This is a genomic window from Massilia putida (assembly GCF_001941825.1).
GTDB classification, from domain to species: domain Bacteria; phylum Pseudomonadota; class Gammaproteobacteria; order Burkholderiales; family Burkholderiaceae_D; genus Telluria; species Telluria putida.
In genome coordinates this window covers 1,529,198-1,550,081 of record NZ_CP019038.1, presented here as the reverse complement: position 1 = coordinate 1,550,081, position 20,884 = coordinate 1,529,198, and the positions used below count along the sequence as shown (strand labels likewise).

The window sequence follows — 20,884 nt, the reverse complement described above, 5'->3', positions numbered from 1 at the left end:
TGGCGACTTCGGTTGCCCAGCATGGGTTCCCGCCTGCGCGGGAACGACGAGGGAGAATGAAATGGCCAGAATGAAGTTCATCTGCGACACGGAGCGCTGCATCGACTGCAACGGCTGCGTGACCGCGTGCAAGAACGAGAACGAGACCCCGTGGGGCGTGAACCGCCGCCGCGTCGTCACCATCAACGACGGCGTGCCGGGCGAACGCTCGATCTCCGTCGCGTGCATGCATTGCAGCGACGCGCCGTGCCTGGCCGTCTGCCCCGTCAACTGCATCTACCACACGGAAGACGGCATCGTCCTGCACGACAAGGACCAGTGCATCGGTTGCGGCTACTGTTATTACGCGTGCCCGTTCGGCGCGCCGCAATTCCCGTCGACAGGCCTGTTCAACCACCGCGGCAAGATGGACAAGTGCACGTTTTGCTCCGGCGGTCCGGAACCCGACACGTCCGAGGCCGAATTCAAGAAGTATGGCCGCAACCGCATCGCCGAAGGCAAGCTGCCCGCGTGCGCGGAGATGTGCGGCACGAAGGCGTTGATCGGCGGCGACGCGACCGTCATCGCCGACATCTACCGCCAGCGCGTCGAGACGCGCGGCTACGGTCCGGAACTGTGGGGCTGGAAGATCGCGTACGGCAAGCCGAAACGGGGCGGCGAGATCAAGGCCAAGGGCGACGGCCCGCGCGAGAACCAGAACCTCAAGGATTCGCAGAACGACGAGGGGAGGCTGCCGACATGAAGCGCATCCTTATCCTCTGCCTGCCGCTGGCCCTGCTCGCCGGCTGCCTGGAAGTCGACCAGCACCCGAACTGGGTGCACGGCATGTATGCCGGGAAGAAGGACGACCGGCCGTTCTTGCGGCACTTCCACAACGACAAGCTGTCGTGGTGGGGCGCGATCAACAATCGCAACATGAACCAGAACGAATACAACCGGGCCAACCCGTAGCAGGAGCCGACCATGTCATTCACACTTCCGTCGTCGCGGACCTTGCTGGGACTCTTCCTGTCGCTGTGGCTCATCGGCGCGGCCCACGCGGCCGTGCCGAACAACCGCGCCGAACCGGCGTACGCCGAGGAACAGACGATCCTGCAGGCCGAGCACGATTCGCGCACGCCCGAGCCGGGGCTGGATTCGAAGGCCTCCGGCCGCGTCCACGTCGACCGCCACTATCTCGGCCAGTACGGCAAGTCGGAAGGCACGGTGATCGTCCAGCGCGGCGGGAACCTGTGGCGCACGTGGCGCAACGGGCCGATCGCGACCGCCATGGGCGTGATCCTCGTCGTCGCGCTCGTGGCGATTTTCCTGTTCTACAACGCCGTCGGACCGGCACGCGTGGAAGAACCGGAGACGGGCCGGCGCATCCGCCGCTTCACGAGCTGGGAGCGCAGCGTGCACTGGGCGACGGCGATCAGCTTCATCATCCTCGCGGTGACGGGGCTCGTCATCATGTTCGGCAAGAAGATCCTGCTGCCGCTCGTCGGCCACGACGTGTTCGCGGGCATCGCCTACGTCTTCAAATACCTGCACAACTTCGTGGGCCCGCTGTTCATCGTGTGCTCCGTGCTGATGTTCTTCACCTTCCTGCACCGGAATGTTTTCCGCCGCATCGACTGGCAATGGATCAAGCAGGGCGGAGGGCTCGTCTCGCACAAGCACGTGCCGGCCGGCTTCTTCAACGCCGGTGAAAAGTCGTGGTTCTGGCTGGGGGTGACTCTGCTGGGCCTCGTGATGTCGATCAGCGGCCTGATACTGGACTTCGTCACGTTCGGCCAGACGCGCTACGTCCTGCAGATCGCGAACTACCTGCACATCGCCGGCGCCACGTTCTACATCGCCGCCGCGATGGGCCATATCTACATCGGCACGTGGGGCACGCCGGGCGCGTACGAGGCGATGCGCCACGGGACCGTCGACGAATCGTGGGCGAAGGCGCACCACGCGCTGTGGTACGAGGAAGTCAAGGCGGGCGTGGCGCCCGGCACCTTCGACGACCGCGTGCCGCCCGACCAGCGTCCGCCCACGGCCAATCCGCCGCCACGGCCGGCGCATTGAGGAGCCGGCGATGAAGACGACGATCATGGCGTTGCTGGTGCTGGCGGCCATCGCCGGCTGCAAGCAGCATGGCGACAACGCCCAGCGCAAGACGAAATTCCCCGGCATGGTGACGGCCGACGGCGGCACGAGCGGCCAGGTGATGGCCGCACACGGCGGGCCCAAGACGGACGCCGGCTACGCGGGCGGCACACCGGGCATCGCGGGCGGCAGCGGCGGCAATACGGGCGGCGCGGCCACGGGCGGGGCCGTGCGCGAGACGGGGCAGGGCCCCAGTCAGGGCGTGACCCCGCCCGGCGGCGCCGGCACGCAGGGCACGACGCAGACGCAGCCAGGGGACAACGGCAAGCCGGCCGCGCCGACGCCGGCCGAAACGGGGCCGCAGCCGGGCGCCGTCAACCGCGATCCCAGCCATTCGGCGGCGCCGGGACGATGAGGGGAACACGATGAACCACATGAACAGCAGCGTCGTACTCGCACTGGCGCTGGCGCTGGCCGCCGCGGCGGCCCACGCCGCGCTGCCGGCGCCGACACCGGCGCAGCAGCAGGCCGCCGCCGCCAAGAAAGCGGCGGCCGACGCGCAGGCGGCGAAGGACAAGCAGGCGCTTGCGGCATCGATGGACGCCATCACGGTCCGCTGGCGTGGCCGCGCGGCCGCGCAGGGCTGGAAGACGCATGCCCCGATCGCGATCGCCGCGGCCGGCCCCGCGGCCGGCGCGCCGGCCGCCGCTGCCGCCCCGGCCGGTCAGCCGGACGGCAAGCTGACGCCCGCGGACACCGCGGCCCCGATCAAGAGCGAGAAGCTGGGCACGGCGCCGCCCAGCACGGACGTCAAGGCCGGCCCCACGAAGGCCGAACCGGCGGGCACGCCCCCGACCGTCCAGAAAGGCACGCCGAAGGTGCACAACCGATGAAGATGGGATCCATGCCGATCGCCGTGCTGATGCAGCGGCGATCCGTCAAGCATCGCTGGGCCGATGAGGCCTGGGAAGCCGTCGGCGTCGTGCCCGACCGCGGCGACCTGCCGCCGGTGCAGGTGCTGAGCCAGTCGCCGGAGCGCGACTACTACCTCGTCTCCGGTCTCGAACTGGAACTCTATCCGGACGAGAACGAGGGCTATTACGAGAACTGCGTGGCGCCCGAATCGAAGGTGTTCGTCCTGTGGCGCATGCAGGACGGCCGCGCGATGCCCGTGCGCGCATCGGTCAGCTATGTCGAGGGCACGCGCATGTTCGACTCGGGCGAGAACGCGGACGGCGTCACGATGCCGGCCGAGATCTATGCCTGGCTCGCGGGCTACCTCCGCGAGCATTACCAGCCGAAGCCGCGCCGCGGCCGCCAGCACGGATGACGGAGCGCGCCATGCCGGACGAAGGCTTCCTGCGCCGCTGGGCGCGCCGCAAGACCGAAGTCCAGTCGGGCGCCGCGCCGCGGCCCGCGCCTGCCTTTGATGCGCCCACCGCCGTGCCGGCACCGATCGAAGAAGCGGCGCCCGTGCCCCTGCCAACGATGGACGACGTCGCACAGCTGACGAGCGACTCCGATTTCTCGGCCTTCGTCGCGCGCGGCGTCGACGCGGCCGTGCGCCGCACGGCGCTCAAAAAACTGTTCGCCGATCCGCACTTCAATACGATGGACCGGCTGGACGTCTACATCGACGATTACACGAAGCCGAGTCCCGTGTCCGAAGCGATGCTCGCGTCGCTGGAGCATGCGAAGCACGCGTTGCGGCGTGCGGCCGACGCGGTCGATGCGCTCCCGGCCGAGGAAGACCCGCCGCTTGACACCGATAACACCACCTGAAACCGAGACACGATGAATATCCGCTTGATCGAAGGGCAGGGCATCCCGTTCGACCCCGTCCAGGACGAACGCGACCGCGCCGCCCGCCGCGCCGCGCAGGGTGCGCTGGCAGACATCCCGTCCCCCGAGCCGCTGGACACGGTCGGCTACCGGTCGGCCGGCCGCACGCTCGTCATCGGTGCCCGCGCCGACGCGCTGCCGTGGGCCGAGCGCCTCGCGGCTCTGCTGTCCGTGACCGTGCTGCTGACGGACGACGACGACGGCGCCGGCAAGGCGCCGCGCCTGTTTCCCGTGTTCACCGCGCGCTCGCTCGTCCTGACGGGCTGGCTCGGCGCGTTCGACGCGACGTGGCAGGCGCCCGGCACCGCCCCGGAACACGCGCGCTTCGACCTCGTGCTCGACCTGGGCGCGGCGCCGCAGATCGCCACGCACCAGCCTCCGCACGGCTATTACGCGCCGGGGCTCGACGCCGCGGCGCGGGCGGCCGCCGCCGAGGCGCTCGTCGACCTGGTCGGCGACTTCGAGAAGCCGAAATACTTCGCCTACAAGGAACGCCTGTGCGCGCACGGCCGCAACCGCAAGAGCGGCTGCACGGCGTGCATCGACATCTGCTCGGCCGGCGCCATCGCGGGCGCGGGCGACCTGATCGCCGTGAACCCGTACCTGTGCGCCGGCTGCGGCGCGTGCACGACCGTCTGCCCGACGGGAGCGCTGGGCTATGCGTACCCGGGCGCGGCGCACACCGGCATGCGCATCAAGGCGCTGCTGAACGCTTACACGCAGGCGGGCGGGCGCGATCCGGTGCTGCTCGTCCACGCTGCGGAAGGGGCGGCGCTGCTGGATGCCGCGAGCGCGCTGCCGGGCCGCGTGCTGCCGCTGGGCGTGCACCACACGGCGTCGACGGGCATCGACCTCTGGCTCGCGGCGCTGGCATGGGGCGCCGCAGGCGTCACCGTCCTGATGACGGATGCGGAGGCGCCGCAGTATGCGGCCGCGCTCGACGAACAGATGGCCATCGCGCAGACCATCATGACGGGCCTCGGTTATGGCGGGCAGCACGTGCAGTTGCTGCGCGTGGCCGGCGCGGACGACCTGGCGCTCGCGCTGCAGCACGCGCCGCGCGGCCAGGTGCCGGCGCGGCGGGCCGGCTTCAACGTCGCGGCGGACAAGCGCAACACGCTCGACTACGCGCTGGAGCACCTGCTGCGCGAGGCGCCGCAGCAGGTCGAGGAGATCGCCCTGCCGGCCGGCAGTCCGTTCGGCGCGTTGGACGTCGACGCGGCCAGGTGCAGCCTGTGCATGGCGTGCGTGGGCGCGTGTCCAGCGTCCGCGCTGCAGGACGGCCAGAACGTGCCGCAGTTGCGCTTCATCGAAAAGAACTGCGTGCAGTGCGGGCTCTGCGAAGCCACCTGCCCGGAAGATGCGATCCGGCTGGTGCCCCGGCTGTCGTTCCGCGACACGCGCAAGCAGCCCGTCGTGCTGAACGAAACGCAACCGTTCCACTGCATCCGCTGCAACAAGCCGTTCGGCACGGTGCGCATGGTCGAGAGCATGCTGGCGCGCCTGGCCGGCCATCCGGCCTTCGCGGGCCATCTGGACCGCATGCGCATGTGCGGCGACTGCCGCGTGATCGACATGATGACGCCTGCCGACGAGCAGACCATTCACCAGGCGCACGAGCTGCGCCGGCGCTGACGGCGCGTCATCCGTTTCCTTCGCGCTCGTGGCAGAATGGTCGCGGGCGGCATCACGACACCGGCACGGGCGCTCACGAGGCGCCCGCGCCGCATCACTCAAGGAGACGACGAATGGCATCCCCGTACGAGCGCTTCATCCGCGCGCGCGACTTCCTGCAACGGCATCGCACCGACTACGCGACGGCGTACCGCGACTACGAACAGCCCGAGCTCGACGAGTTCAACTGGGCCCTCGACTATTTCGACACGCAGGCGCGCGGTAACGCGACGCCCGCGTTGTGGGTCGTGGAAGAAGACGGCAGCGAGCGCAAGATCAGCTTCGCCGACATGGCGGCGCGTTCCAGCCAGGTCGCGAACTGGCTGCGTGCCGCCGGCGTGCGGCGCGGCGACCGCGTGCTGCTGATGCTGCCGAACCGCGTCGAGCTGTGGGAGATCATGCTCGCGGGGATCAAGCTGGGCGCCGTGCTCGTGCCCACGACGATGCTCGTGTCCAGCAACGATTTGCAGGACCGCCTGCAGCGGGGCCGCGTGCGCCACGTGATCGCCCAGGCGTCGGAGACGCACAAGTTCGCGGACCTCGCCGGCGACTACACGCGGATCAGCGTGGGCGCCGGCGTCGCCGGCTGGCGCGATTATGCGGACAGCGCGGCGGCCGCCACGGAGTTCGTGCCGGACGGCGTCACGCACGCCACCGATCCGCTGCTGCTGTACTTCACGTCCGGCACGACCGCGAAGCCGAAGCTCGTGCTGCACAGCCACCAGAGCTATCCGGTGGGCCATCTGTCGACGATGTACTGGATCGGCCTGCGGCCCGGCGACGTGCACTGGAACATCAGTTCGCCCGGCTGGGCCAAGCACGCGTGGAGCTGCTTCTTCGCGCCGTGGAACGCGGGCGCCACCGTGTTCGTCTATAACTACGAGCGCTTTTCCGCGCGCGCATGCCTGGACACGATCGTGCGCTGCGGCGTGACGTCGCTGTGCGCGCCGCCGACCGTGTGGCGCATGATGATCAAGGAAGACCTCGCGCAATGGCGGCCGCCGCTGCGCGAACTGGTCGGGGCGGGCGAGCCGCTGAATCCCGAAGTCATCGAGCAGGTCGAGCGCGCGTGGGGCATCCGCATCCGCGACGGCTTCGGCCAGTCCGAGACCACCTGCCAGATCGGCAATCCGCCGGGCCAGCCCGTCAAGCCGGGGTCGATGGGGCGGCCGCTGCCCGGCTACCGCGTCGCGCTGCTCGACATCGACGACCAGCCGGCGCAAGAGGGCGAGATTGCGCTGCGCCTCGACCCGGCGCCGCTGGGCCTCATGCTGTGCTACGAAAACGACGAGGCGAAGACGCTCGAGGTGATGCGGGGCGGCCACTATCACACGGGCGACACGGCGCGCGTGGACGACGACGGCTATTACTTTTACGTGGGCCGCAACGACGACGTGTTCAAGTCGTCCGACTACCGCATCAGCCCCTTCGAACTGGAGAGCGTGCTGATCGAGCATCCGGACGTGCTGGAAGCGGCCATCGTCCCGAGCCCGGACCCGGTGCGTCTGGCGGTGCCGAAAGCCTTCATCGCCCTGCGTCCGGGCGTGGAGCCGACGGCCGAACTGGCCGCCGCCATCTTCGCGTTCGCGCGCGAGCGGCTCGCGCCTTACCAGCGCATCCGCCGCATCGCGTTCACGGAACTGCCGAAGACCATCTCCGGCAAGATCCGCCGCGTGGAGCTGCGCAAGGCCGAGGCGACGGGCGGCCACGCGGGCACGGAGTTCCGGGAACAGGATCTCGGCGGCTGACGCGGCGGGCGGTGCCGACACGAACCCGTCAACTGAGCTAGGATAGTGGCGTGCGGCAGACATGCCACGATCCGATCAATAATAGTCCGTGTCCATCCAACCGAACGCCGATCCAATGAGCCCCTCCGCCCGACCGTCCACGTCGAAACAGACTGCCAGCCAGACCGCGAAGCCGGCCAAGTTGCCCAAGTCGCCCAAGCCGGCCATTTACGAGGTCCGCAAATCGCCCGTGCACGGCAACGGCGTGTTCGCGCTGCGCCCGATTCCGGCCGGTGAACGCATCATCGAATACCGCGGCGAGCGCATCACGTGGGACGAAGCGACGAGCCGCGCTGCCGAGCGCGGTGGTCCGGTCAATCACACGTTTTATTTCAGCCTGGCTGACGGCAACGTGATCGACGGCGGCCGGCGCGGCAACGATGCCCGCTGGATCAACCACGCCTGCGAACCCAACTGCGAAGCCTACGAAGAAGACGGCCGCGTGTACATCCACGCGCTGCGCGACATCGAGGAAGGCGAGGAACTGAACTACAACTACGCGCTCATCTACGACGAGCGCCACACGCCGGCCTTGAAGCGCCTGTTCGCCTGCCGCTGTGGCACCCCGGCGTGCACGGGCACGATGCTGGCGCCGAAGAAGCGCGGCCGCAAGACCGCCGGCGCCACGACCTGAGGCAACCTGCGACCATGACACGAACAACAGGAACCACCGAAAGCCGATGAAACCCGTCGTCCAAAGCCTGCTCGAAACCGACCTCTATAAATTCACCATGTGGCAGGCCCTGCTGCACATGCACCCGAACGCCATCGGCGAGTACGAGTTCAAGTGCCGCAACACGCCGGCCTATCCGCTGGCCGAACTGAAAGAGGAAGTCGAACGCGAGTTGGACCATCTGTGCACGCTGATGTTCAGCGAGGAAGAGGTCGAGTACATGAGGTCTCTGCGCTTCATCAAAAGCGACTTCGCCGACTTCCTCACGCTGTTCCGTTTCCAGCGCAAATTCATCCACGTGGAAACGGACGGACCGCATCTGCGCATCCGCGCGACCGGGCCGATCGTGCACGTGATGGGTTTCGAGATCTTCGTGCTGTACATTGTCAACGAGCTGTATTTCCGCCGCTTCGACCAGCAGGCGGCCATCGACGAGGCGCGCCGGCGCCTGGCGCAGAAGATCGCCGAATTCCGTGCCTTCGACGAGGAACCGAAGCGCGCCAATCCGTTCGAGTTCTTCGATTTCGGTGTGCGCCGCCGCTTCTCGGGCGACTGGCACGAGGAAGTCGTCGCCACCTTGGCGCGCGAGCTGCCGCAATTCTTCAAGGGCACGTCGAACGTCTACCTGGCGAAGAAATTCAACCTGGTCCCGATCGGCACGATGGCGCACGAGTACATGCAGGCGTTCCAGTCGTTCGACGTGCGCCTGCGCGATTTCCAGAAGAAGGCGCTGGAAGACTGGGTGCAGGAATACCGCGGCGACCTGGGCACGGCGCTGACGGACGTCGTCGGCATGGACGCCTTCCTGCGCGACTTCGACCTGTATTTCGCCAAGCTGTTCGACGGCCTGCGCCACGATTCCGGCGATCCGGTGGAGTGGGGCGAGAAGGCCATCGCGCACTACGCCAAGCTGCGTATCGACGCGCGCACGAAGCGCCTCGTGTTTTCCGATGCGCTCACCGTGCCCAAGGCGCTGAGTCTCTACCGGCACTTCGCCGACCGCGTGATGACGGGCTTCGGCATCGGCACCAAGCTGACGAACGACACGCAGTTCGAGCCGCTGAACATCGTCATGAAGCTCACGCGCTGCAACGGCCAGCCCGTGGCCAAGCTGTCCGACAGTCCCGGCAAGGGCTTTTCCACGGACGAGACGTTCATCGCCTATCTGCGCCAGGTGTTCGACCAGCACATTTGAGTCAACGCGTCGCCGGTGCCGTTATCGACCGACGGCATGTCTTTCAATATTTTGCAACTAACCGGCGATGAGCGAGGCGAACCCGCGGCGGGCAGGGCCCGGCGGCAGGCGGCGGCGTGTCAGGCCGGTGCCGTGCCCGGCAATCCCGGGGACCCGTTCGTGTCCACCGCTCCCAGCGCCCGCCGCAAATCGTCCACGGTGGCCGGCTTGGTCAGATGCAGGTCGAACGCGGCCGCATCGTCAGGCGAGTGCGCCGCCACACCGGCCTGGCGTCCGTAGCCGGTGAGCGCCGTCAGCCGCAGCGGGCCGGTGGCCGCGCGGCGCATGGCCGCGGCGAGGGCGTAGCCGTCCATGTCGGGCAGGCCGATGTCCAGGATCGCCACGTCCGGCGGCCACGCGGCCTGCACGGCCAGCGCGGCCGTCGCCGTGTGCGCCGTCCGCACGTCGTGGCCCAGCCGGCGCAGCACGGCGGCCGTGAGCGCGGCGGCGTCCTCGTTGTCGTCCACGATCAATACCTTGAGCGGCTGCGTGTCCGCCGCGACGGCTTCCGGCGCGGCACTCGACGCGGGCGTGCCCAGCGGCAGCCGGATCTTGAAGCGGCTGCCCCGGCCGGGACCATCGCTGTGCGCGCTCACGCGGCCGCCGTGCAGCTCGATGATGCGGCGTACGATCGCGAGCCCGAGCCCCAGTCCGGTGTGGCGCACGAGCGGCTGCGGCGCCTGATAGAACGGCTCGAACACGCGCTCCGCCAGGGCGGCGTCCATGCCGACGCCGTTGTCGCTCACGACGAGGTGCGCCTCGAAGCCGGCACGGGCGAGGACGACGTGCGTGTCCGTGCTGCCGAAGCGCGCGGCGTTCGACAGCAGGTTGCCCAGCACCTGGGTCAGGCGGTGCTCGTCGCCAGTGACCCACAGCGCGTCGGGCGCGTCCAGGCGGATCGGCTGGTCGGGCAGGGCGGCGACGGCGTGGCGCGCGACGGCCGCCAGGTCGACCGGCGCCGTCACGATGCGCAGTTTGCCGGACGCGATGCGCGCTACGTCGAGCAGGTCGTCGACGAGGTGTTTCAAATGCGCGACCTGGCGCCGCATGATGCCGCGTTCGCGCAGGCTGCCTTCGTCGTTGCGCAAGTCCATCAGGTCGAGCGCGCCGGCGATGGGGGCCAGCGGATTGCGCAGCTCGTGCCCCAGCACGGCGAGGAATTCGTCCTTGGCGCGGCCGGCCTGGCGCGCCTGTTCCAGCGCTTCCTCGCGTTTGGCGAGGACCTGGGCCAGCGTGTCCATCAGCCGGCTCCGTTCCTCTTCATGCAGGGCGCGCTGCGCCCCGGCCGCCCGCAGCGCCGCGCCCATCGCGTCGATCTCGCGGATGCGCGAACGCGGCACGGCCATGTCGGCGCCGGTGCCGAGGGCGGTAAAGCCCGTCTCCAGCGTGCCGATGCGGCGCACGATGCGTTGCGCCAGCACGGAGGCGAGGCCGATGCTCAGCGCGAGCGACAGCGCGATGCCGGCGCCGTACCACACGAAGCCTTGCGTCGGACCGCCGGCCCAGCCCGCGGGCGGCGCGCCGACGGCCACCGTCCAGCCGTAGCGCGACAGCCGCGTGTAAGCCGTCGTCAGCGCGTCGCCTTCGAGCGCGAACGTGCGGCCGACGCCTTCCGGGCCGTTCAGCCGTATCAGCCGCGCCAGGGTCGGGCTGGGCAAGGTGCCAATGCGGTCCTGCTGGCCGCTCGATCGGGCGACGATCGTGCCGTCGCTGTCCAGCACCGTGATCACGGAACCCGGCGGCACCTGCTGGCGCTCGATCACGCGCACGATGCGGTCGGGCTGCACGACGGCCGTCAGCACGTACGCATGCCCGGCCGCGTCGCTCACCGGATAGCGCACCGGCACGGCCGGACGCCCGCCCTTGCCGCGCGCGACGTGGCCGATGACGGGACGGCGCAGCTGCAGCGCCTGGCGCAGACTGGCGGGATCGGCGATCGGCTGCGGCGGCGCGCCGAACGGCGCCGTCGTGCGGAACAGCATGCGGCCGTCCGCGTCGGCCAGGGTCACGGCCAGCCATTCCGGTTGCGCCAGGGCCTGGTCGCGGGCGATGGGGTAGAAGCCGCGCACGTCGCCGTTGTCGAGCGCGGGCGTGCGCGCCATGCTGGCGAGGGTGGCGACGGTGCCGTCCAGTTCCGCGTCGACGGCGCTCGACAGCGCTCTGGCCAGGTCCAGCAGCGCGCGTTGCTGTTGGCTCTGGTGGTATTCCGCGGCCAGGTGCACGCTCCACGCGCCCAGCACGGCGAGCGGCAGCAGGCCGATCGCCGTCAGCAGGGTCAAGAGATGGCGAAGCGACAACGTGGGCCCGCGGTGAGCGCGCATGGGATATCCCGGAATACAAAGGGAGTCATTATACGGGCGGTACAGGCCGGCCGGACGGCCGTCGTCGCTTGCACATCGCGCGCGAGCGCCTATGCTGCAAGAGGGCGCGGGCGGGATGGCGGCCGCCACCCGCCGGGTACGCCGGGTGGAGTGCGCGATGACGCAGATGAAACCTGAAGTGCTGGACGGTCTCAGGGCCGCCCTGCGGGGCCCCGTGCTGCGGCCGGGCGACCCGGACTACGATGGCGCGCGGCAGATCTGGAACGCGATGATCGACCGCCGGCCGGCCCTCATCGTCCGCTGCGCGGGCACGGCCGACGTGTGCACGGCCGTCGCGTTCGCGCGCGACCACGGCCTGCCGCTGGCCGTGCGCGGCGGCGGCCACAACATCGCCGGCAACGCCATGTGCGACGACGGGCTCGTGATCGACCTGTCCGGTATGCGCGGCGTCCACGTCGATCCGGACGCGCGCCTCGCGTACGTCGACGGCGGCGCGCTGCTGGCCGACGTCGACCACGAGACGCAGGCCTGCGGCCTGGCCGTCCCCCTCGGCATCAACTCGACGACCGGCGCGGCCGGTCTCACGCTGGGCGGCGGCTTCGGCTGGCTGTCGCGCATGCTGGGCCTGACGGTGGACAGCCTCGTCGGCGCGGAGATCGTCACGGCGGACGCGCGCCGCCGCCACATCGGGCCGCGCCAGGAACCGGACCTGTTCTGGGCCATCCGCGGCGGCGGCGGCAACTTCGGCGTCGTCACGCGCTTCGAGTTCGCACTGAACGCCGTCGGCCCGGCCGTCACGGCCGGGCTGATCGTCTTTCCGGCCGCGCAGGGCAGGGACGTGCTGCGCCGCTACCGCGACTATGTGGACACCTTGCCGAACGATGTCTCGATCTGGGCCGTGCTGCGCCGCGCGCCGCCGCTGCCGTTCATGCCGCCGGACGTGCACGGCCAGGACATCGTCGCGCTGGCCGTGTTCTCGCCGCGCGCGCTGGAGGACGCGCTGCCCGCGGTCGCGCCGGTGCGCTCGTTCGGCGCCGTGCTGGGAGAACACGTCGGGACGGTGCCGTATGCGGCCTGGCAGCAGACCTTCGATCCGCTGCTGGCGCCGGGCGCGCGCAATTACTGGAAATCGCACAACTTCACGACCCTGTCCGACGACGCGGTCGACGTCGTGCTGCATTACGCCGGCAGCGTGCCGACGCCGCAGTGCGAAATCTTCATGGGCCTCATCGGCGGCCGCGCGAACGAGCCGCCGGTGGACGCGACGGCCTACCCGCACCGCAACGTGACGTATGCGATGAACGTGCACGGACGCTGGAACGACCCGGCCGACGATGCCCGCTGCGTGGCCTGGGCGCGCGAATTCTTCGCGGCCGTGGCCCCGTACGCGGCGGGCAGCGTGTACATCAACTTCCTCACGCAGGACGAGGTGTCGCGCATCCGCGAGGCGTACGGGACGAACTGGGACCGCCTCGTGCAGGTCAAGCAGCGCTACGATCCGGACAACCTGTTCCGCTTCAACCACAACATCGCGCCGGCCGGTTGAGCATGTCGGGTGGAGACCCTGTGCCCACGCGAACGTCCGCGATGTGTTGGCGTTACGCGTGGTCACATTTCATTTGAGGCCCCGGACTCGAATGCCCACCCTGCGGTCCATCGCCTCGGGCGGACCGGCGTCAGCCGAGGGCCAGGTCGACCGCCGCCGCCGCGTGCAGGCCCGTCGTGCCGTACAGCGGCACGGGGCTGTCGTCCGGGCCGACGAGCAGCATGATCTCGGTGCAGCCGAGGATGATCGCCTCGGCGCCGGCGTCGACGAGGCGCCGGATCACGCCGCGGTAGGCGGCGCGCGACGCCGTTTCCACTTTGCCCTGCACGAGTTCCTCGTAGATGATGCGGTGGACCGTGGCGCGGTCCCCGGCATCGGGCACGATCACGTCGAGGCCGTGGCGGTCGATCAACCGGCCCTTGTAGAAATCCTGCTCCATCGTGAACGCCGTGCCGAGCAGGCCGACGCGCTTGAAACCGGCCGTCCGGATGCGCGCCGCCGTCGGGTCGGCGATGTGCAGCAGCGGCAGGTCCACGGCGGCGCGGACCTGCGCGTAGGCCTTGTGCATCGTGTTCGTGCAGATGATGAGGAAGTCGGCGCCGCCCCGTTCGAGCCGCTGCGCCGCCTCGACCATCAGCGCGGCCGCGTCGTCCCAGCGGTCTTCGCACTGCAGGACGGCGATGTCGTCGAAATCGAACGACCACATGAGACAGCGCGCCGAATGCAGGCCGCCAAGACGGTCGCGCACGCCCTCGTTGATGAGACGATAGTATTCGGCCGAGCTTTTCCAGCTCATGCCGCCCAGCATACCGATGACCTTCTGCGTCATGCGCGCCTCCTGTCGATGTCGAGCCGTCCAGTATAGCCAGACCGCGGTTCGGCCGCTCAGCGGATCACCGCCAGCGCCGCGAATTCACGCACGGCGAAGTCGACGAACGCGCGCAGCCGCGGCGCCATGTGCCGGCTGCTGGGCAGGACGAGGTGGACCGGCGCCGGCTCCGGTTCGTAGTCGACGAGCAGCCGGCGCAGCGCGCCCGTCTGGAAATCCGGTTCGACCTGGTACGACAGCGCGCGGGCGATGCCGAAGCCGTCGCGCGCGGCCGCCAGCACGGCTTCCACGTCGTTCATGCGCAGGCGCGGGCTGTAGCGCACGACGTGCTCGCGGCCGTCTCCGCGGAAGCGCCACTCGGCCACGCTGCGCACGGCCGTCGACATGATCAGTTCGTGCGCCGCCAGGTCCGCAGGCAGCGCCGGCGTGCCGCGGCGGTCGAGGTAGGACGGGCTCGCGACCGTCACGCGCCCGACTTCGCCCAGCCGGCGCGCCACGAGACTCATGTTCGACAGCGTCCCGATGCGGAAGCCCGCGTCGATGCCGTCTTCGATCAGGTCGACGTTGCGGTCGGACAGCGCCAGGTCGACCTGGATGTCCGGATGAAGTTGCAGGAAGCGCGTGACGACGGGGGCCACGTGGCGGCGGCCGAACACGGTCGGGGCGGTGATGCGCAGCAGGCCGCGCGGCGCGCCGGCGCCCGGCGGTTGCAGGGCGGCGTCGTAATCGGCCAGCAGGCGGCGCGCCTGTTCCGCCAGCCGGAGGCCCGTTTCCGTCGGCGTCAGGCGGCGCGTGCTGCGTTCGAACAGGCGCGCGCCGGCGCGGGTTTCGAGCTGGCCGAGGATGCGCGTGACGGCCGCCGGCGAGCGCCCCAGCTTGCGCGCGGCGGACGCCATGCTGCCCGCGTCGAGGATGGCGATGAACACATGCAGTTCGTCGAGTCGGTCCATGATGATTTCATTATTTCGGAAAACGCAATGCTGAATTGCCATTATGCCGGATTCCGGTGTGAATGACGGGGCGCTACGATGGTCGCATTCCCAACCCACAGCGAGACGACCATGCCCCAGACCCGCATCCTCCACGGCACCCGCCTGTCCGGCCACACGCACCGCGCGATGCTGTTCCTGCACCTGCTCGACCTGCCTTACGATTTCGCCGACAGCCCGGCCGACGTGCGCCGCTCGCCGGCGTTCCGGGCACTCAATCCGCTGGGCCAGATTCCCGTGCTGCAGGACGGCGACGTCGTGCTGGCCGACAGCAACGCCATCCTCGTTTATCTCGCGAAGCGCTACGCGGCGGGCACGGCGTGGCTGCCGGAAGATCCGGTCGGGGCGGCGCGCGTGCAGCGCTGGCTGTCGCAGGCGGCGGGAGAAATCATGTTCGGCCCGGCCTCGGCACGCGTCTGCGCGCGGTTCTACGACACGGGCGTGCCGGCGGCGCTGTCGCAGACGCTGGCCGCCCGTGTGCTGGGCCTGATGGAAGGCGAGCTGGCCGCGCGCGACTGGCTCGTGGGCGCGACGCCCACCATCGCCGACATCGCGTGCTACAGCTATGTCGCGCACGCGCCGGAAGGCGGCATTGCGCTCGAGCCATATCCGCGCGTGCAAGCGTGGGTCGGCCGCGTGCAGGCGCTGCCGGGTTTCGTTCCGATGCCCGAAGCGTGAGGCGATCATGGATGGCGACCGTATTCCCATGCCGTTCCATGCCGGCGAGTTGCAGGCGCAGGCCATGGCCGGCGTCGAACCGTTCAACGCGCCGATCCGCAACCGCATGCCGGACCAGCACCGGACGTTCTTCCCGCTGCTGCCGTTCGTGTGCGTGGCCGTGGCGGATGCCGACGGCTGGCCGCTCGCGACGCTCGTGCAAGGCCCGCCCGGCTTCGCCAGCTCGCCCGATCCGGCGCGGCTCGACGTCGCCGCGCTGCCGTCCGGCGACGATCCGGTGCGGTCACGGCTCGCGGCCGGGGCGCCGGTCGGCATGCTGGGCATCGACCTGGGCACGCGCCGGCGCAACCGGGTCAATGGCGTGCTCGCGCGGGTGGGCGAGGCCGGATTCGCCGTCGATGTCGTGCAATCGTTCGGCAACTGCCCGCGCTACATCCACGTGCGCTCGCTGGTGCCGGTGGACCGCACGCCGGGACCGGTGACGGCCTTCGGCGCCGACGTGCCGGCCCGCGCGCGCGCGCTGCTCGCAACGGCGACGACGCTGTTCGTGGCGAGCGCCAGCGGCGCCGACGCGCAGGGTGCGGCGGCGGGCCTCGACATCTCGCACCGCGGCGGCCCGGCCGGTTTCGCGCGGCTGGCCGGCGCCGTGCTGTCCGTGCCGGACTACCCGGGCAACCGCTACTTCAACACCATCGGCAACTTCGTCGCGGAGCCGCGTGCGGCGATCGTGCTGGCCGACGTGGCGACGGGCGACGTGCTGCAGCTGCAGGGTGTCGTGGACGTCGACTGGACGGCCGCGGAGCCAAGCCGCGTGCCGCCCGTGGAGCGTGTGTGGAGGTTCCGGATCGTGCGCGGGTGGCTGCGGCCCGCCGCGTTCGGGCTCGCGGAAGAGGTACCCGAAACCTAAGTACGTCGTCCTCGCGCAAGCGGGAACGACGGCGAGGGGCGGTCTTCCGCCGCGCGTTGGCGTCAGGCGGCGCGCCGCTTGACGGCCAGGTCGCTGTCCGCCGTCTCCTGCGCGAGGCGCCGCTCGAGCATCGCCAGCACGGCGGCTTCCTCGGGCTGCAGGTCCTTCAAGTCCTCGACGAGGCTTTCCTCGGCGCGTGCACGCAGGCCTTCCAGCATCGTGCCGTCGAGGTAGGCGTCCAGCACGGCCGGGTGCACATAGCATTTGCGGCAGACGGACGGCGTGTTGCCGAGCCGTTCCGCCACCGATTCGATGGCGCGCACGACGTTCTTCTTGGCCTGGGCGTCCGAATCGACGGCCTCGAATTCCTGCAGCGCCATCGCCGCCAGCACCGTGCCGGACCACGTGCGGAAATCCTTCGCCGTGTAATCCTCCCCAGTGATCGTGCGCAGGTAGTCGTTCACGTCGCTCGACCCGACGGTGTGCGTTTCGCCGTCCTCGTCGAGGTACTGGAACAGGTCCTGGCCGGGCAGGTCGCGCGTGCGCTGGATGATGCGCGCGAGGCGCCGGTCGTGCACCTTGACGTCGTGGTATACGCCGCTCTTGCCGCGGAAGCGGAACTCGACTTCGCTGCCGTCGATCTTGACGTGGCGGTTGCGCAGCGTGGTCAGGCCGTACGATTTGTTCTCGCGGGCGTATTCGTCGTTACCGATGCGCATCATCGTCGCCTCCAGCAGGTAGACGATCGTCGCGAGGACTTTTTCGCGCGGCAGGCCGGGCAGGGACAAGGCGCGGTCGACTTCCTTGCGGATCTTCGGCAAGGCCTTGCCGAAGTTGATCATGCGTTCGTACTTCACCTCGTCGCGCGCCTCGCGCCATTTCGGGTGGTAGCGGTATTGCTTGCGACCGCGCGCGTCGCGGCCCGTGGCCTGCAGGTGGCCGTTGGCCTGCGGGCAGATCCAGACATCCGTCCACGCGGGCGGGATCGCGAGCGACTTGATGCGCTTGAGCGTCGCCTCGTCGTCGACGGGTTCGCCCTTCGCGTCGAGGTAACGGAACCCGCCTGTGGCGGCTTCTCCCTCGCCGGCCGGCTCGCGGCGGATGCCGGGGCGGTCGTCGTGGACGTAGCGCAGGCCCGCGGCCTTCGCGGCAGCGGGCGGATCGGTGTTCGGCACCGGGGTCGAGGGTAGCGCGTCTTCGCTCTTCATCGGGGGGCTCGTCGTTCGCTGGGTGGACCCAGTGTACGCCGGCATCCGGCGCGCACCGTTCGGGAACTAACGTAGGCGGCGACCGGCGCGCGGACCGCTAGAATGCGTGCATGCCCAAACAATCTCCCATTTTCCCCGGCCCGCGCACCGCGCGCGGCCTCGTGCTCGCCGTCCTGCTGTCGAATGCCGACCAGGCGGGTGCCGAACCCCTGCGCGGCCGCGTGACCCTGGCGGCCATCGTGCGTGCGCTCAAGCGTAAATATCACTGGCCCGTCGAAACGACGAGCTTCCCCTCGAACGCCCCGGACGGGCGCGCGACGTGGGCGACGGTATACAGCCTGCCGCCCGAGGTCATCGCCGCCGCGCTCGACGCGCGGGGCCGGGACTGGCTGCGCAGCAGCCGCGGCGCTCAATCCTGCTGATAGCGCGCCTCCAGCAGGTCGATCTGGCGCAGCAGCTTGCGCGCCGTCTCGTCCGACACGTCCATCCGGCGCGCGAGGCGCAACACGGTGTCGCGTTCGGCGTTCAGCGCGAGCAGCCGGTACCTGAGTTCAGCGCGTTGCAGTGCCTGCGGATCGCCATGGCCGCCCGCGGCGTCGGTCGCGTCCAGGCGGTGCCTGTACAGCCGGAGCACGTGGGCGACGGCCTGGTCTTGCAGCGCCGGGTCGGCGCCGCCGCCGGCCCGCCGCGCCTTTTCCAGCGCGGCGATGGCGGCCAGCGTGGCCGCGTGGCGGGCGTCGATCTCGCTGCACTTCGCTTCCGGTTCGTCCGGCATCCGGAGACCGCGCAGCAGGGCGGGCAGGGCTGCGCTGGCCAGCAGCAGGGAGAATACGATCACGCTGGCGGCGAGGAAGATCGCCAGGTGGCGGGCGGGGAACGGCGCGCCGCCCGGCAGGGCCAGCGGCAAGGTCATCACGCCGGCCATCGTCAGCGCGCCGCGCACGCCGGACACGGACGTGGCCAGCATCACGCGCAGGCGCGGCGTGAAGCCCTGGTGCCCGGGACGTTTCCGGTTCAACAGCGTCAACTGCAGCGAGATCCACACCCAGATCAGGCGCAGCAGCACGAGGCCCAGGCTGAGCGCGAGGGCGCGGCTCGCCAGCCACCACGGGTCGAACGGCTGGCCGCCGTCCGGGTGCAGGGCGCCGCGCGCGATGTCCGGCAACTGCTCGCCCAGCAGCACGAACATGGTGCCGTTCAACGTGAACTGCAGGGCGTCCCAGACGACGTTGCGGCGGATGCGCGTGCCCGGCGACGCGGCGCCGGACAGTTCCAGATAGCTCATCGTGACGCCCGCCACGACGGCCGCCAGGATGCCGGACGCGTGCAGCCGCTCGGCCGCGAGATAGGCGCCGAACGGCGTCAGGAGGTTGATCAGCACGGGCACGCCATCCTCTTCGCCGAAGCGGCGCTGCAGGATGCCGTGCGCGCGCGTGATGGCGAACGTGATCGCCGCGCCGGCCGCGATGCCGCCCAGCGCGATCCACAGGAACGACAGGCCCGCCTGCGCCAGCGAGAAGTGTCCGGTCATGGCCGCCGCGACGGCGAAGCGGAAGCAGACCAGGCCGCTCGCATCGTTGAGCAGGCTCTCGCCCTCGATGATGTGCGAAAGGCGCGGCGGCATGGGCACCCGCGCCGTGATCGAGGACACGGCGACCGGGTCGGTCGGCGCCACGATGGCCGCCAGCGCGAAGGCGACGGCCAGCGGCATGGCAGGAATCATCCAGTGCAGCAGATATCCGGCGCCGACGACGGTGAACACGACCAGCCCGAGGGCCAGTTCCAGGATCGTGGCCTTGTCGCGGAACAGCCCGATCTTGGGGATGCGCCAGCCGTCCACGAACAGCAGCGGGGGCAGGAACAGCAGGAAGAAAATGTCCGGGTCGAGCGCGACGCCATGGCGGAAGACGCCCGCGATCACGGCCCCCAGCACGATCTGGATCAGCGGCAGCGGCAGCGCGACGGGCAGCACGCGCGCCACGTAGCCGCTGGCGATCACGGCGACGAGCATCGCCAGGACGACTTCGACGGTCTCCATGCCTATCTCCTTTGTCAGGGCCGATGATAGGCGATGTACCGGATGAGCGAGGTACGGTATGCTTGCGCGTATTGACGCCGAGGGGGACGCCGTGAATCGCACCTTACGCATGCTGCTGACGGCCGCGCTGGCGGCCCTGTCCACCGCCGCCGCCGCGCAGGTCTACCGCGTGGCCGACATGAACTCGGCCCAGATCGCGGCGCTGGACCGCGCGCACACGGCCGTCATCCTGACCGGCGGCATCCTCGAAGAGCACGGGCCGCTGCTGCCGGCCGGCACCGACACGCTGATGAACGAGTGGTGGACGCAGTCGCTCGCGGAGGCGATCGTCGCGCGGCCCGGCTGGAAGGTGCTGCTGTTCCCGACCATTCCGGTCGGCACGTCCGGCGCCAATGTGCTGGGCGGACGCCACGTGTTCCCGGGCTCGTACACCGTGCGTCCCGAAACGGAGCGGGACGTCTTCATGGATCTCGCGAGCGCGCTGGGCGAGCAGGGCTTCCGCTGGGTCTTCGTGATGCACAACCACGGCTCGCCGCTGCACAACCTGATGCTGGACCAGGCCGGCGATTATTTTCACGACACGTACGGTGGCACGATGCTCAACCTGCCCGGCCTCCTGCTGGGCGATACGGCGGCGTCGAAGGCGCGGCCCGCGGCGACCATGAAGGAAGAGGGGCAGTTCGAAGTGCATGCGGGGATGTCGGAGACCAGCCGCATCCTGTTCCTGCGCCCCGACCTCGTCGCGCCCGCGTACGCGGCGGCAAAGCCCAACACGGCCGATACGCCGCTTGATGCCGCGCGCATCGCGGGCGCGCCCGGCTGGCAGGGCTATATCGGCTCGCCGCGCCAGGCAAGCAGCGCGTTCGGCGCGCGCGAGATGCGCGAGCGCGCGGACCTGTTCAACTGCGCGGCGCTGGCGGTGCTGGATGGCGCCGATCCGTCGAAGTGGACGCGCCTGTCCGCCGTCGCGTTCAAGGATCCCGTCATCGACGGCATCGAGCGCGGCACGCGCGCGGAGGCGGACCGGATCGGGCAAGCGCAGCGCGCGTGGTTAAAACGGCATGAGGCACGGTAGGATG

The 20,884-nt window shown here is 69.9% G+C and carries 21 protein-coding genes; 16 read left to right on the top strand and 5 right to left on the bottom strand.

Annotated features, from left to right (window positions below; all coding sequences use genetic code 11):
• Nucleotides 1–61 precede the first annotated feature (61 nt).
• The 11 genes from fdh3B to pncB all read left to right on the top strand — a co-directional run bounded on the left by fdh3B (nucleotide 62) and on the right by pncB (nucleotide 9,250).
• On the top strand, nucleotides 62–742 hold the full coding sequence (gene fdh3B / locus BVG12_RS09120) for a formate dehydrogenase FDH3 subunit beta (RefSeq protein WP_075792117.1): 681 nt from the start codon (nucleotides 62–64) through the stop codon (nucleotides 740–742).
• Nucleotides 739–951, top strand: a complete 213-nt coding sequence (locus BVG12_RS09115; RefSeq protein ID WP_075792116.1) for a hypothetical protein — start codon at nucleotides 739–741, stop codon at nucleotides 949–951. Before fdh3B ends, BVG12_RS09115 begins: the two co-directional genes overlap by 4 nt.
• A gap of 12 nt (nucleotides 952–963) precedes the next feature.
• On the top strand, nucleotides 964–2,058 hold the full coding sequence (locus BVG12_RS09110; protein ID WP_075792115.1) for a formate dehydrogenase subunit gamma: 1,095 nt from the start codon (nucleotides 964–966) through the stop codon (nucleotides 2,056–2,058).
• A gap of 10 nt (nucleotides 2,059–2,068) precedes the next feature.
• Nucleotides 2,069–2,494 carry a hypothetical protein gene (locus tag BVG12_RS09105; RefSeq protein WP_075792114.1) on the top strand — a complete coding sequence of 142 codons (426 nt, stop codon included), beginning with the start codon at nucleotides 2,069–2,071 and terminating at the stop codon, nucleotides 2,492–2,494.
• 10 nt (nucleotides 2,495–2,504) lie between these two features.
• Nucleotides 2,505–2,972, top strand: coding sequence for a hypothetical protein (locus BVG12_RS33960; RefSeq protein WP_075792113.1), 468 nt, complete (start codon nucleotides 2,505–2,507; stop codon nucleotides 2,970–2,972).
• Nucleotides 2,969–3,409 (top strand): DUF3305 domain-containing protein, encoded by a 441-nt coding sequence (locus tag BVG12_RS09095; RefSeq protein ID WP_083684811.1) that lies wholly within the window; start codon nucleotides 2,969–2,971, stop codon nucleotides 3,407–3,409. The genes BVG12_RS33960 and BVG12_RS09095 overlap by 4 nt, the downstream gene beginning before the upstream one ends.
• An 11-nt stretch (nucleotides 3,410–3,420) precedes the next feature.
• Nucleotides 3,421–3,861 carry a DUF3306 domain-containing protein gene (locus BVG12_RS09090; RefSeq protein ID WP_075792112.1) on the top strand — a complete coding sequence of 147 codons (441 nt, stop codon included), beginning with the start codon at nucleotides 3,421–3,423 and terminating at the stop codon, nucleotides 3,859–3,861.
• 12 nt (nucleotides 3,862–3,873) lie between these two features.
• Nucleotides 3,874–5,556, top strand: a complete 1,683-nt coding sequence (locus BVG12_RS09085; protein ID WP_075792111.1) for a 4Fe-4S binding protein — start codon at nucleotides 3,874–3,876, stop codon at nucleotides 5,554–5,556.
• Nucleotides 5,557–5,669: 113 nt separating this feature from the next.
• On the top strand, nucleotides 5,670–7,343 hold the full coding sequence (locus BVG12_RS09080) for an AMP-binding protein (protein ID WP_075792110.1): 1,674 nt from the start codon (nucleotides 5,670–5,672) through the stop codon (nucleotides 7,341–7,343).
• Nucleotides 7,344–7,458: 115 nt separating this feature from the next.
• The gene (locus BVG12_RS09075) at nucleotides 7,459–8,016 is read left to right on the top strand and encodes an SET domain-containing protein (protein ID WP_075792109.1); all 558 of its coding nucleotides are present in this window, start codon (nucleotides 7,459–7,461) and stop codon (nucleotides 8,014–8,016) included.
• Nucleotides 8,017–8,062: 46 nt separating this feature from the next.
• A complete protein-coding gene (gene pncB / locus BVG12_RS09070) occupies nucleotides 8,063–9,250 on the top strand; it encodes a nicotinate phosphoribosyltransferase (protein WP_075792108.1) in 1,188 nt (395 codons plus the stop codon).
• Nucleotides 9,251–9,369: 119 nt separating this feature from the next.
• On the opposite strand, the gene BVG12_RS09065 is transcribed toward pncB, so the two are convergent.
• Entirely contained in the window at nucleotides 9,370–11,610 is a 2,241-nt protein-coding gene (locus tag BVG12_RS09065; RefSeq protein ID WP_075792107.1) for an ATP-binding protein, read from the bottom strand.
• A gap of 157 nt (nucleotides 11,611–11,767) precedes the next feature.
• On the opposite strand from BVG12_RS09065, the gene BVG12_RS09060 reads away from it, so the two are divergent.
• Nucleotides 11,768–13,156, top strand: a complete 1,389-nt coding sequence (locus BVG12_RS09060; protein ID WP_075792106.1) for an FAD-binding oxidoreductase — start codon at nucleotides 11,768–11,770, stop codon at nucleotides 13,154–13,156.
• 130 nt (nucleotides 13,157–13,286) lie between these two features.
• Here the strand turns inward: BVG12_RS09060 and BVG12_RS09055 are convergent, their stop codons facing one another.
• Both BVG12_RS09055 and BVG12_RS09050 read right to left on the bottom strand, forming a co-directional pair.
• Entirely contained in the window at nucleotides 13,287–13,985 is a 699-nt protein-coding gene (locus tag BVG12_RS09055; protein WP_075792105.1) for an aspartate/glutamate racemase family protein, read from the bottom strand.
• Nucleotides 13,986–14,041: 56 nt separating this feature from the next.
• On the bottom strand, nucleotides 14,042–14,935 hold the full coding sequence (locus BVG12_RS09050; RefSeq protein WP_075792104.1) for a LysR family transcriptional regulator: 894 nt from the start codon (nucleotides 14,933–14,935) through the stop codon (nucleotides 14,042–14,044).
• A 111-nt stretch (nucleotides 14,936–15,046) separates the two neighbouring features.
• On the opposite strand from BVG12_RS09050, the gene BVG12_RS09045 reads away from it, so the two are divergent.
• Both BVG12_RS09045 and BVG12_RS09040 read left to right on the top strand, forming a co-directional pair.
• Complete coding sequence (locus BVG12_RS09045; RefSeq protein ID WP_075796271.1) at nucleotides 15,047–15,652, top strand: glutathione S-transferase family protein; 606 nt, start codon at nucleotides 15,047–15,049, stop codon at nucleotides 15,650–15,652.
• A gap of 7 nt (nucleotides 15,653–15,659) precedes the next feature.
• Entirely contained in the window at nucleotides 15,660–16,559 is a 900-nt protein-coding gene (locus tag BVG12_RS09040) for a pyridoxamine 5'-phosphate oxidase family protein (RefSeq protein WP_075792103.1), read from the top strand.
• A gap of 62 nt (nucleotides 16,560–16,621) precedes the next feature.
• Here BVG12_RS09040 and BVG12_RS09035 read toward each other — a convergent pair whose 3' ends face one another.
• Complete coding sequence (locus tag BVG12_RS09035) at nucleotides 16,622–17,767, bottom strand: DNA topoisomerase IB (protein WP_075792102.1); 1,146 nt, start codon at nucleotides 17,765–17,767, stop codon at nucleotides 16,622–16,624.
• Between the two features lie 110 nt (nucleotides 17,768–17,877).
• On the opposite strand from BVG12_RS09035, the gene BVG12_RS09030 reads away from it, so the two are divergent.
• Nucleotides 17,878–18,189, top strand: coding sequence for a hypothetical protein (locus BVG12_RS09030; protein ID WP_075792101.1), 312 nt, complete (start codon nucleotides 17,878–17,880; stop codon nucleotides 18,187–18,189).
• Here the strand turns inward: BVG12_RS09030 and BVG12_RS09025 are convergent.
• Nucleotides 18,177–19,805 (bottom strand): Na+/H+ antiporter, encoded by a 1,629-nt coding sequence (locus BVG12_RS09025; RefSeq protein WP_075792100.1) that lies wholly within the window; start codon nucleotides 19,803–19,805, stop codon nucleotides 18,177–18,179. The two genes, BVG12_RS09030 and BVG12_RS09025, sit on opposite strands and share 13 nt — an antisense overlap.
• A 91-nt stretch (nucleotides 19,806–19,896) precedes the next feature.
• Here BVG12_RS09025 and BVG12_RS09020 point away from each other — a divergent pair, with 91 nt between their 5' ends.
• Nucleotides 19,897–20,880, top strand: a complete 984-nt coding sequence (locus BVG12_RS09020) for a creatininase family protein (protein ID WP_169926803.1) — start codon at nucleotides 19,897–19,899, stop codon at nucleotides 20,878–20,880.
• The last annotated feature ends 4 nt before the right edge of the window (nucleotides 20,881–20,884 follow it).

Coding starts and splice junctions, on each gene's coding strand:
- BVG12_RS09075 (WP_075792109.1), top strand. CDS start 7,459: ATGAGCCCCTCCGCCCGACCGTCCACGTCGAAACAGACTGCCAGCCAG.
- BVG12_RS09065 (WP_075792107.1), bottom strand. CDS start 11,610: ATGCGCGCTCACCGCGGGCCCACGTTGTCGCTTCGCCATCTCTTGACC.
- BVG12_RS09090 (WP_075792112.1), top strand. CDS start 3,421: ATGCCGGACGAAGGCTTCCTGCGCCGCTGGGCGCGCCGCAAGACCGAA.
- BVG12_RS09105 (WP_075792114.1), top strand. CDS start 2,069: ATGAAGACGACGATCATGGCGTTGCTGGTGCTGGCGGCCATCGCCGGC.
- BVG12_RS09080 (WP_075792110.1), top strand. CDS start 5,670: ATGGCATCCCCGTACGAGCGCTTCATCCGCGCGCGCGACTTCCTGCAA.
- BVG12_RS09115 (WP_075792116.1), top strand. CDS start 739: ATGAAGCGCATCCTTATCCTCTGCCTGCCGCTGGCCCTGCTCGCCGGC.
- BVG12_RS09045 (WP_075796271.1), top strand. CDS start 15,047: ATGCCCCAGACCCGCATCCTCCACGGCACCCGCCTGTCCGGCCACACG.
- BVG12_RS09055 (WP_075792105.1), bottom strand. CDS start 13,985: ATGACGCAGAAGGTCATCGGTATGCTGGGCGGCATGAGCTGGAAAAGC.
- BVG12_RS09040 (WP_075792103.1), top strand. CDS start 15,660: ATGGATGGCGACCGTATTCCCATGCCGTTCCATGCCGGCGAGTTGCAG.
- pncB (WP_075792108.1), top strand. CDS start 8,063: ATGAAACCCGTCGTCCAAAGCCTGCTCGAAACCGACCTCTATAAATTC.
- BVG12_RS09085 (WP_075792111.1), top strand. CDS start 3,874: ATGAATATCCGCTTGATCGAAGGGCAGGGCATCCCGTTCGACCCCGTC.
- BVG12_RS09095 (WP_083684811.1), top strand. CDS start 2,969: ATGAAGATGGGATCCATGCCGATCGCCGTGCTGATGCAGCGGCGATCC.
- BVG12_RS09060 (WP_075792106.1), top strand. CDS start 11,768: ATGACGCAGATGAAACCTGAAGTGCTGGACGGTCTCAGGGCCGCCCTG.
- BVG12_RS09025 (WP_075792100.1), bottom strand. CDS start 19,805: ATGGAGACCGTCGAAGTCGTCCTGGCGATGCTCGTCGCCGTGATCGCC.
- BVG12_RS33960 (WP_075792113.1), top strand. CDS start 2,505: ATGAACCACATGAACAGCAGCGTCGTACTCGCACTGGCGCTGGCGCTG.
- fdh3B (WP_075792117.1), top strand. CDS start 62: ATGGCCAGAATGAAGTTCATCTGCGACACGGAGCGCTGCATCGACTGC.
- BVG12_RS09050 (WP_075792104.1), bottom strand. CDS start 14,935: ATGGACCGACTCGACGAACTGCATGTGTTCATCGCCATCCTCGACGCG.
- BVG12_RS09110 (WP_075792115.1), top strand. CDS start 964: ATGTCATTCACACTTCCGTCGTCGCGGACCTTGCTGGGACTCTTCCTG.
- BVG12_RS09035 (WP_075792102.1), bottom strand. CDS start 17,767: ATGAAGAGCGAAGACGCGCTACCCTCGACCCCGGTGCCGAACACCGAT.
- BVG12_RS09030 (WP_075792101.1), top strand. CDS start 17,878: ATGCCCAAACAATCTCCCATTTTCCCCGGCCCGCGCACCGCGCGCGGC.